Source organism: Limosilactobacillus caccae (assembly GCF_900156885.1).
Taxonomy (GTDB): Bacteria; Bacillota; Bacilli; order Lactobacillales; family Lactobacillaceae; genus Limosilactobacillus; species Limosilactobacillus caccae.
Genome location: NZ_FTOY01000010.1, coordinates 542,844 through 554,498, shown reverse-complemented (window position 1 = coordinate 554,498; position 11,655 = coordinate 542,844). Strand labels below are relative to the sequence as shown.

General features: G+C 51.9%; 1 protein-coding gene. It reads right to left on the bottom strand.

The window, feature by feature from the left end:
- Nucleotides 1-117: 117 nt before the first annotated feature.
- Nucleotides 118-11,229, bottom strand: coding sequence for a mucin-binding protein (locus tag CZ502_RS05740; protein WP_076460454.1), 11,112 nt, complete (start codon nt 11,227-11,229; stop codon nt 118-120).
- Between the last annotated feature and the right edge of the window lie 426 nt (nt 11,230-11,655).

The window sequence follows — 11,655 nt, the reverse complement described above, 5'->3', positions numbered from 1 at the left end:
CAGTTCTTTCAAATTATCCACCTAGCTTTCTTATCTTCCTATTAGTGAACTACAAAAAAGGACAACAGACACTCGTTTTTGAGCGTTTGTTGTCCTTTTTGTGGTGTTTATTAATCTTTATTGGCGCTTCTTCTTCCGACTGGTTGCCCCAAGGACCCCAGCAAAGCCAGCTAGTCCTAAGCCAGCCATTGCCAATTCCGCCGCATTCGCATTACCAGTTTGTGGTAAGCGTTGAGCGTTGTTGGAACTTGTTGCGGCAGCTTGGCTCTGACCGCTATTAGGAACAGCATTGATAGACTGGGTATTCGTCCCCTTGCTGTGGCTTTGGGTTTCGCCGCCATTAGCATGTGGAACTACTGGTTGGACAGGTTGCTGAGCAGGGTTGTCACTAGCTGCTGCGGTATTAGCAGCGGTCTGGTTAGCGGTATTCATTCCGGCTGCGTTACCGTTCTGACTAGCGTTTTCGGCCACCCCATCGTCAGTTTGTGAAGCATCGCTCCCTGGTTGGATGGTCGAATTGTTGCCATTACCGTTGTCGCCAGCGGAGTTACCTGGTTGGGTAGCGTCATCCCCAGTAGCAGTGGAATCATTTGCTTGTGCGGCACTGCCGTTGTTTTGCACAGCATTGTCGCCGTTGTCAGCCGCACTGCTATTGTTTGTTGCAGCGGAATTGCCATTGCCTGGTTCAGCCACCTCACCGTCCCCATGTGGGTTTACCGGATTCTTGGTGCCTGGCTTGACGGCACCGCTGTCGTCTGACGTTGCGGTGCTGCCTGGTTCGGCAGTACTGCTGTTATCCGATGTTGCGGAACTGCCTGGCTTAGCGGCACTGCTGTTGTCCGAGGCAGTGGAACTACCTGGTTCAGCCGCGCTACTGTTACCTGACGTTGCGGTGCTACCTGGTTCAGCTGTACTGCTGTTGCCTGACGTTGCGGAACTGCCTGATTCAGTTGCGCTACTGTTACCTGACGCTGCAGAACTCCCTGGTTCAGCTGTACTGCTGTTGCCTGACGTTGCGGTGCTACCCGGCTTAGCGGCACTGCTGTTGTCCGATGCTGCGGAACTGCCTGGTTCAGCCGTACTACTGTTGTTTGAGGATGCAGAACTCCCTGGTTCGGCCGCACCGCTGTTATCCGACGTTGCGGAACTACTTGGCTTAGCCGCATTACTGTTACCTGACGTTGCAGAACTCCCTGGTTCAGCTGCGCTACTGTTACCTGACGTTGCAGAACTCCCTGGTTCAGCTGCGCTACTGTTACCTGACGCTGCAGAACTGCCTGGTTCAGCCGCACTGCTGTTGTCCGATGCTGCAGAACTGCCCGGTTCAGCCGTACTACTGTTGTTTGAGGATGCGGAGCTACCCGGCTTGGCCGCACTGCTGTTGTCCGAGGCTGCAGAACTGCCTGGTTCAGCTGCACTACTGTTACCTGACGCTGCGGAACTGCCCGGCTTCGTTGCGTCACTACCGGCAGCGGGTTCGATGTAAACAGTCGCATCCGCAACCGGCTTAGCACCAAAGGTAATCGTTGCTGGTACTTGTTGACCGCCAACTACTTGCCAGCCAGCAGGAACCTCAAGGTTGATGTTAACCGTTTCGCCAGTTTTCCCATTAACCGGCTGACTAGCAACGACCTGGTTATTGCCCTTGTTGACGAAGTTGATCGTCATCGTCTGGTCATCAGCGGTGTAGTTAACCGTAATGGTCATGTCCTTACTGTCCGGCGTAATCGTCGTTGCCGGTACTTTGCCATCAACTAGTTCAACCACTTGACCGTCCTGGTCCTTCGCCGTTGCCGTGTAGCCACCGCGAGTGACTGCCACTGCCGGGAAGTCGACGTTCTTTGTCCAGTCGCCATAAACAACCTTGCCAGTAGCGAGGTCCTTCGTTGCTGTCCGGTTGAACTCGGCCTTCACACTAGCAACCGTGGTGGTCTTGCCGTTGAAGACTTCGTTAATTACGTGGTTGATTACCCGGTGGGTCTGGTTGGCCTGATCCTGGTCGTTCGTTACGTCTTGGCTAGCGTGTTCCACGTAAACCGTGATGTCAGCGTGGGGCTTGGAACCAAAGCCGATACCTGATGGTACACTTTGGCTGCCAACCATCCGCCAACCCGCAGGAACTTGCAGGTTAACTGGGACGGTCTCACCAGTCTTGCCAGTAACGGTTTGGCTAGCAACGACCTCACCATGGTTGTCCTTGTTGACAAAGTTGATCGTCATGCTTTGCTCAACCGGTTCGTAAGTGACTTCGATCGTCGTTGACTTACTGTCCGGGTTAACCGTTACAGCAGGAATGGCCGTTACCACCTTGCCGTCAACCATTGCTTGGTACCCATCGCGAACAGGAATCGTAAAGGCAGCGAAGTCTTCACTTTCCTTATTCCATGGCTGGTAGCTAATCAAGCCCGTGGTTGGGTCGTAAGTACCGCCACGCATGAAGTTTGCCATGTCTTGGTGGAGGACACCGTGCTTGTAGCCGGCACCGGTGGCGTAAATCGTCCGCGTAACGGTCCGGTTGGTATCCGCATGGTTCGGGTCACCTGGTTGACCAGGGTTAACTGGCGTAGTCTTCGCTTGAACATAAACCGTAGCATCAGCGATTGGCTTTGTCCCAAAGGTGTATGAAGATGGTACTTGTTGGCCATCAGAAACTTCATAGCCTTCCGGAATCTGCAGACTAACATTAACCGTTTCGCCAGCCTTCCCGGTAACGGTCTGGCTGCCGACGACTTCACCATTAGCCTTGTTAACAAAGTTGATCGTCGTCCTTTGCGTTTGTGCTGGCTGGTCATCATTTCCATGATTACCTTGGTCAGCACTCGTTGGTTCAACAAGGATGTTCCAATCAGTTTGTGGTTGCCCACCAAAACCAATTGTCGTTGGGTAAGTCTGCCCATTAGCAATTTGCCAACCAGCAGGAACGTTCAGGTTAACCTTTACGTTCTCACCAGTCTTGCCAGTGATCGTCTGACTGCCAACTACTTGCTGGTCCTTGTTAATGTAGTTGATCTTCGCCGTTTGTTCGACCGGAACATAAACGACTTCAACTGTCTGATCGTGACTATCAAGGCCCACCGTTGCGGCTGGAACTTCAGTAACGGTCTGACCATTAACCTGGGTTACGTAGCCGTATTCTTGTTGGAGCTTGAAGGCCGCAAATTCTTGACTAGTCTGGTTCCATGGGCCGTAAGTAACTTCCCCGGTAACGGAATCGACTTGGGCCGTCCGGGTAAAGTTAGCAACGTCCTGGTGCAAGAGGATGTGCCGGCCAGTTGGGTCGGTCGCATTGATGGTCCGCTTAACGATGCGTTGGTTATCAATCGTACTTGGGTCCGTTGGCTTAGTTGGTTGACTGCCGTGATCGCCGTGATTACCCTGGTCGCCCGGTTGGTCAGGCGTGGTTGGCGTCGTCGCCTTGGCTTGAACATAAACCGTTGCGCCTGGAACTTGGTTAGCACCAAAGGTAATGGATGATGGCACTTGTTGACCACCGACTACTTCATAACCAGCTGGAACTTCCAGGTTAACGTTGACCGTCTCGCCAGTCTTCCCAGTAACGGTTTGGCTGCCGACTGGTTGCTTCGTCTTAGCATTAACGTACGTAATCGTCGTTGATTGGTCATTGGCCGTGTAGGTAACGGTGATCGTCTCGTCTTGACTATCTGGCGTAATCACGGTTGCTGGTACCTGGCCGTTTACTAAGTCAACCGCTTGACCAGCCTGGTTGTTGGCCGTTGCGGTGTACCCGCCCCGGACAACACTAACAGCTGGGAAGTCAACGTTCTTCGTCCAGTCGCCGTAAATAACCTTGCCAGTAGCGAGGTCCTTCGTCGCCGTCCGGTTAAACTCAGCCTTCACGCTGGCAACCGTGGTGGTCTTGCCGTTAAAGACTTCGTTAATTACGTGGTTGACTACCCGGTGGGTCTGGCTAGCCTGACTTGGGTCATTGGTCAAGTCTTGGCTGTCGTGTTCCACGTAAACCGTGACGTCCGCGTGGGGCTTGGAACCAAAGCCAATGCCTGATGGCACGCTCTGGCCGCCGACCATCCGCCAGCCAGCAGGAACTTGCAGGTTAACTGGCACCGTTTCACCGGTCTTGCCAGTCACGGTTTGACTGCCGACGATTTCGCTATGGTTATCCTTGTTAACAAAGTTGATCTTCATGCTTTGCTCAACTGGTTCGTAGGTGACCTCAACCGTTGTACTTTGGCTATCTGGGTTGACAGTTACGGCAGGGATTGCAGTGACCACCTTACCGTCAACTAAGGCCTGGTAGCCGTCACGAACAGGAATTTCAAAGGCCGCAAAAGTTTCGTTAGCCTTGTCCCATGGGTTGTAAGTGATGGTGTGGTTAATTGGGTCGTACATCCCCCCACGGGTGAAGTTCGCCATGTCTTGGTGGAGGACACCGTGGTTATAACCAGCGCCAGTAGCGTAGATCGTCCGGGTAACGGTCCGGTTGGTGTCCGCGTGGTTTGGATCACCTGGTTGACCAGGGTTTACTGGCGTTGCGGCTGGTTCAACGTAAACCGTCGTATCCGCGATTGGGGTGGAGCCGAAGGTGAACGATGATGGGACCTGTTGACCACTAACGACTTGGTAGTTAGCAGGCACGTTCAAGCTAACATTGACCGTCTCGCCAGTCTTCCCGGTAATCGTTTGGCTGCCGACCGTCTGCTTGGTCTGGCTGTCAACATAATTGATGTGCGTCGTCTGCCCATCAGCGGTGTAGTTAACCGTAATGGTTTGACTTGGCGTGTCAGCGGTAACTGTTTCTGCCGGAATTTGACCGTTGACTACTTCGACCGCGTGGCCATTTTGGTCAGTCACCACTGCGGTATAGCCAGCCCGGTTGACGTTTACTGCTGGGAAGCTAGTCCCCTTTGACCATTCGCCGTAAGTCTTCTTGCCAGTGACAGTATCCGTCGTAACAGTCCGACTAAATTCAACCGTAGCGCTAGCAAGCTGGCTCGTCTGGCCATCCACAACGGCATTTACCACCCGGCTAACCGTCCGCTTTTCAGTGCTCTGGCTAGTTGGGTTTGCCTTTGGTTCAACAAGGATGTTCCAGTCAGTTTGCGCCTTGCCACCGAAGCCAATTGCCGTTGGGTAGGTCTGGCCATTTACTACTTGCCAACCAGCTGGGACATCCAGGCTAACCGGCACCGTTTCACCAGTCTTCCCAGTAACGGTTTGCGTACTGATCACTTGCTGGTTGTCCTTGTTGACGTAGTTGATCTTCGCCGTTTGTTCTACTGGTACGTAAACCACTTCAATGGTTTGGTCCTTGCTGTCGAGGCCAACCGTCTCAGCTGGAACGCTCGTCACCGTCTTGCCATCGATTTGGGTTTCGTAACCGTAAGCTTGCTTCAACTGGAACTCAGGGAAGACATGGCTAGTTTCATTCCATGGGCCGTAGATCACTTTACCAGTCACAGAGTCAATGCTTGCTGGCCGGGTGAAGTTGGCGATTGCCTGGTTCAAGAGAATGTGCCGGCCGGTTGGGTCGGTTGCGTTGATCGCCCGCTTAACAACCCGTTGGTTATCAATCGTACTTGGGGTGCTTGGCTTACCTGGCTGGTCACCTGGTTGGTCAGGGTTGACTGGGTTCTTCTTGGTTTGAACGTAAACCGTTGAATCCGCAACCTGGTTGGAACCAAAGGTAATTGAGGCTGGCACTTGTTGGCCGCTAACTACTTCGTAACCGGCGGGAACTTCCAGGTTGACGCTGACTGTTTCGCCAGTCTTCCCAGTGATCGTTTGGCTGCCGACTGGTTGGTTGTTTTCTACATTGACGTAGTTGATCTTCGTTGACTGGTCGTTAGCCGTGTAGGTAACGGTAATTGTCTCGTCCTGGCTAGCTGGCGTGATCACCGTTGCCGGAACTTGACCGTTGATTAATTCAACATTTTGGCCGTCATGCGTCTTCGCAGTTGCGGTGTAGCCTGTTCGAGCAACATTAACTGCTGGGAATTCAACGTTCTTCGTCCAGTCACCGTAAACAACCTTCCCCGTAGTGAGGTCCTTCGTTGCTGTCCGGTAGAATTCGGCGTTAACGCTCGCCACAGTAACCGTTTGACCGTTGATTACTTCATTAACCACGTGCCGGATCGTCCGGTGGGTCTGGGCAGCTTGATCTTGGTCATTCGTTACGTCTTGGGTAGCGTGTTCCACGTAAATTGTGACGTCCGCGTGAGGCTTAGAACCAAAGCCAATGCCTGATGGCACGCTCTGGCCGCCGACCATCCGCCAACCCGCAGGAACTTGCAAGGTAACCGGCACCGTTTCGCCAGTCTTCCCAGCAACGGTTTGGCTGCCAATGACTTCACTGTGGTTATCCTTGTTGACAAAGTTGATCTTCATGCTTTGTTCAACCGGTTCATAGGTAACTTCAACCGTTGTTGACTTGCTGTCTGGGTTAACCGTTGTGGCCGGAATTTCAGTAACCACCTTACCGTCAACTAGGGCTTGGTAGCCATCACGAACAGGGATTTCAAAGGCCGCAAAGGTTTCATTAGCCTCGTTCCATGGATTGTAAGTGATGGTGTGGTTAATTGGGTCGTACATCCCTCCACGGGTGAAGTTTGCCATGTCTTGGTGAAGGACACCGTGGTTGTAACCAGCACCGGTGGCGTAGATCGTCCGGGTAACCGTCCGGTTGGTATCTGCGTGGTTCGGGTCACCTGGTTGGCCAGGGTTTACCGGGGTCTTAGCAGGTTCAACGTAAACCGTCGTGTCCGCAATTGGGTTAGCACCAAAGGTAAATGAGGCTGGTACCTGTTGGCCGCTAACGATTTGGTAGTTAGCTGGCACGTCGAGCTTAACGCCAACTGATTCACCAGTCTTCCCGGTAATCGTTTGGCTGCCGACCGTCTTCTTCGTCTGGCTGTCGACATAGTTGATGTGGGTAACCTGGTCGTTAGCCGTGTAGTTAACCGTAATCAGCTCATCAGCAGTGTCTGGTGTAAGCGTCGTTGCTGGAATTTGACCGTCAACAATGGCGACTTGCTGGCCGTGTTGGTCCACTGCTTGGGCGGTGTAGCCTGCTTGGGCAACCTTAACTGCCGGGGCGGTAAAGTTCTTCGTCCATGGGCCGTAAGTCGTTTCACCCGTGACGAGGTCCTTCGTCGCCGTCCGGCTAAATTCAGCGTTGATGCTTGAAAGCACCGTTGTCGTTCCGTTGATGTTGGCCTTTACTACCCGGCTAACGGTCCGGTGGGTCGCCGCCTTATCAGTAGTATCAGTAGTGTCGGCCGTCTGGTGTTCAACGTAAACCGTCGTGTCAGCAAATGGTGTGCCACCAAAGGTAAAGCTTGATGGTACTTGTTGCCCGCCGACTAATTGCCAGTTAGCAGGCACTTGGAGGGTAACGTTAACTGTCTCGCCAGTCTTCCCCGCGACGTTTTGAACGGCAACGACATTGCGGTGGTCAGCCGCATCGACGTACTTAATCTCGGTACTTTGCTCGTTAGCCTTGTAGGTGACTTCATCAGTCTGGCTAGCACTAGTTGGGGTAACATCTTCGCCAGGAATCGTCGTTGCGGCGGTACCGTTAACGTAGCTCGTGTATCCTGGAATCTGTTGAACCGCTACATCCCCAAAGTGGTGGCTTTCTTCATTCCACTTGCTGTAAGTGGTTTGTCCGGTAACAAGGTCGGTTGAGCCTGTCCGGGTGAAGGTAACCATGTCTTGGTGGGCAATCCCTTCTTGACCATCAGGGTACTTAGCGTGGACCGTCCGGGTAACGGTCTTGGACAATTCACCCTTATCGGTTGGGTTTACCGGCGTTGTCTTATGTTCAATGTAAACTGTCGCATCCCGAAGTGGGGTTGAGCCAAAGGTAAATGCGGTTGGCACGTTTTGCCCACCAGTTACTTGCCAGCCAGCAGGAACTTGGAGGTTAACGTTAACCGTTTCGGCAGTCTTCCCGGTGACCGTTTGGGTTGCAACGGTATTACTGTGGTCATTTGCGTCAACAAAGTTAATGTGGACTTGTTGCGTGTTTGCCCGGTAGGTAACGGTGTAGACCGTGTTTTGACTATCTGGCGTAACCGTTTCTGCTGGGATTAGCACGACGTTTTGCCCGTTCAATTGCGCGGTGTAGCCCGCAAGCTGGTGAACGTTGTAACCATCAAAGGTGTAGCTCTCCCGGTTCCAGTCGCCCTTGACCAGTTCGTTTGTCACCATGTCCTTGGCAACGGGGCGACTAAACTTCACCGTCATCTCCCGTAGCGGTTGACTCACACCAGTTACGGGGTTAACGCCATTGATTGTTTGCTTAACTTCCTTGACTTCTGGCTCCTGGTTAACAAACTTGTGTTGGACGTAGACGGTGGAGTCCGGAACACTGCCGGTCGTCCCGAAGGTGATTGATGATGGCACGTTTTGGCCACCGACAATTTCCCAGCCAGCTGGAACATCGAGGGTGATGTCAACGGCCTGGTTAGTCTTGCCAGTTACCGTCTGGGTCGCAACCACTTTACTGTGGTCCTTGCTGTCAACGTAATTGATCTTGGCCGTCTGCTTATTTGAAACGTAGTAAACGGTGTAAGTCCGCACGCCATCAGTAGTGTGGCTGGCCGTCATTGCCGGAATCGTCCGGGTTTGGTCGTTGGTGATGTCAGGACCTTCCACCCGTTCGATGGTGTAGCCCGGCTTTTCAGGAATCGTGAAGGCAGGGATATTGACCGTCCCGGCAAAGTCCTCGTCAACCAATTGTCCGGTAACAAGGTCCTTGTATACCCGAACTGGTGCATCAGTGGTAACACCACCGAGTTGGACAACCCGTCCATCATCGTAGTGCGCTAAGATCCGGTTACCAACGTTGACGGTCCGGTTTGCTTGGTATTCACGGCCGTGTTCGATGTAGACAGTAACGTCCGGGGTCACCGTTTGATTAAAGGTAACGTCATTTTGAACTGGTTCATCAATTGCCTTTTCCCAGTTAGTTGGCATCTGTTGGTCGATGATGTCCATGATGGCAACAGTTTGTCCTGCCTTACCGCTTAACGGGGTCGAGCCGATGATCTTACCCGTAGCCTTTTCCACAAAGTTAATGTGGATTGTTTGCTCTTGGGCTGGGTTCGTCTGATTGCCCTTGGTTGGAACGTAAACGACCGTTACAACGGAACTCTTGCTATCCGCGTTGACGTTTTCGGCTGGCAACTCAGTCACGTTTTGCCCGTCAACCTGGGTCGTGTAACCCGCCCGTTGTGGAATTTGGAAGGCGTCAATCGTCCCCTCTTGCTTCCAGTCGCCGTAAGTCATTTGACCGGTAACACTGTCCTTCATCCCGCTACGCATGAAGTCGACCCGCTGGAGGCCGATTTGCGTACCTTGTTCACCGGTTCCTTGAACGTTTGCGAGGATTTGCCGCGTAACGGTCCGGTTAAGGTCGTTGTTGGTCTTATCCCGCATAACGTAGATCTGCTGGTCAACCGTGGCCGTAGCCGGGAAAGTGTATGAAGTTGGCAATGTTGTGCCGGGAGCAACTACCCAGCCGTATGGAATATCGACGTGGACAGGAACGGTCTCACCAGTCTTCCCCGTCACGGTAGTCGTGCTGAGCAATTGACCGTTGACATTATCAAAGACGTTAAACCGAACAACCCGGTCGCCTTGTTCGTCCTGGTTGCCTTGTGATGGTTGTTCATTGTCCTTGTTGTAAATAACCGTAATGGTTGTATCTGGCGTATCAGGCGTAACCGTCATTGCAGGCAATTGCCCGTTAACAATCGCTACTTCTTGACCATTTTGGTCGTAAGCCTTCGCACTGTAGCCGTCTTGGGCAACCTTAACCGCTGGCACTTGGCGATCATTGCTCCACTTGCCGTAAATGACCGCCCCGGTAACACTATCCTTCGTCGCCGTCCGGTGGAAGGTCAGCTGGTGCTGGGAAATCATGTAATCCTGGTCGCCCATTACCCCTTTAACTGTGTAAACAACCGTCTTTTGCAGTTGGTCAGCGATACTTGGGTCGTTAGTGACATCCGTGTTGGCGTGTTCGACGTAGACCGTTTGGGCAGCGGGATCGCTCGAACCAAATGTCATTCCGTTCAGCACTTGTTGGCCGCTAACAATCTTCCAGTTAGCTGGCGTATGCAATTCAATTGCGACGTGTTGGCCGGTGTAGCCAGTAACGGTTTGGCTAGCGACAACCTTATTGTGGTCAGCTTGGTCGACATAGTTGATAACCAGCTGGTGGGTTTCCGGAGCGTAGTTAACCGTTACGGAGACTGATGGCGTATCTGCGGTTACGTCAACGGCTGCTAAGTATTGCTTGCCATTTTGGCTGATGATGTGGGCACCAGAAGCTGCCGCCTGGTAGCCAGGAACAGCAGGCACTTCAAATTGACCAAAGGAAGTAACCTTGTTTTGGTGTTCGTCAACAGTGTTAGCTTCCCAGTCGCTGTACGTCGCGGTATTGGAAACCTTGTCCGTAGTCTTGTTCCGGTAGTAGGTGACCGCCTGGCTGTACTTTTGTGGTGCTTCACCAGGGAAGTTATAGGTGATCTCACGGGTGATCTTGCGGTAGACGTCACGGTCTTCCTTGTGTTGGAAGCCGTATTCAACTTCCTTTTGGTGTTCAACTAATACATCAATTGGGTTGGCGTTGGCTTGGAGGACCGCCGTTGTTTGCACACTTTGCCCACCGACTAATTGCCAGTTTGCAGGAGCGTGTAAGTTATTGTAAATGTCAACGACTGTCCCCACCTTGCCAGTGAATGGCTGGGTGCCGACAACTTCATTCGTGTTCGCGTTGTTCACGTAGCGCACGATTTGGGTGGCATCCTGGTCAGTCGCAGCACTATTAGCAGCCGGTGCGGAACTCGGTGTGGCAGTTGAACTTGCGTTGGCCTGGACTAATGACTGGTTAAGCGCCGCCGCAACCCGTTGTTCGTACGAGTTTGCTTGATCCTGCTTGATGTCATCAGCAGAAGCTTGACTAGCAGCTGGTGTCGTCGATGCAGTAGATGCTGATGCGGCAGTAGTCGTCAAGGTTGCCTGACTGGCAGTTGCGACCGTCGCGTTATTGTCTTGGTTGGCGGCCCCTTCTTCAGGCTTTACCCCTTGTTGGTTGCCGTCGTCCGCAGAAGCGGTGCTGGTGCCGGCAAAGGCAAAACCAAGTAATACAGAAGCTACCCCTATCGTCAACTTCTTCAGTGTGAACCGTTGTTTCTTCGGTTCATACTTATCGATACGGGCACGCCAATTATTATGTGATAACATAATTTAATTTCCCCTCACAATCAAACTAGAGTATATAAGATAAATAAACACACAAAATTTACAAAATAAATTATCTATACCCTTTTAATATATAACTTTTGGCTAAAATATCAATTCGCTTATCATCTGAAATGCGCTTTCGTAATTCCCTCAAAGAAGGTTGATATATTGCGGTTACGGCTTTCAACGAAGGTGGCACAAATAATAACAATTTTTTTATTTTAGAAAACACATGAAAAATATATCATATGTAAAAAATATTATCTTATCAGTTGCTATCGGCAAGAAACGTTATCCAGGAAACATCAGGGTAATGAATTTAAAAATATCACCACTCATTTCTGCAATTTCGGCTATCTACCATTAACGATTTCCACGAAAAACGGCCCCTCACGATGAAGAGCCTTTAATAACAAACGAAAAAAG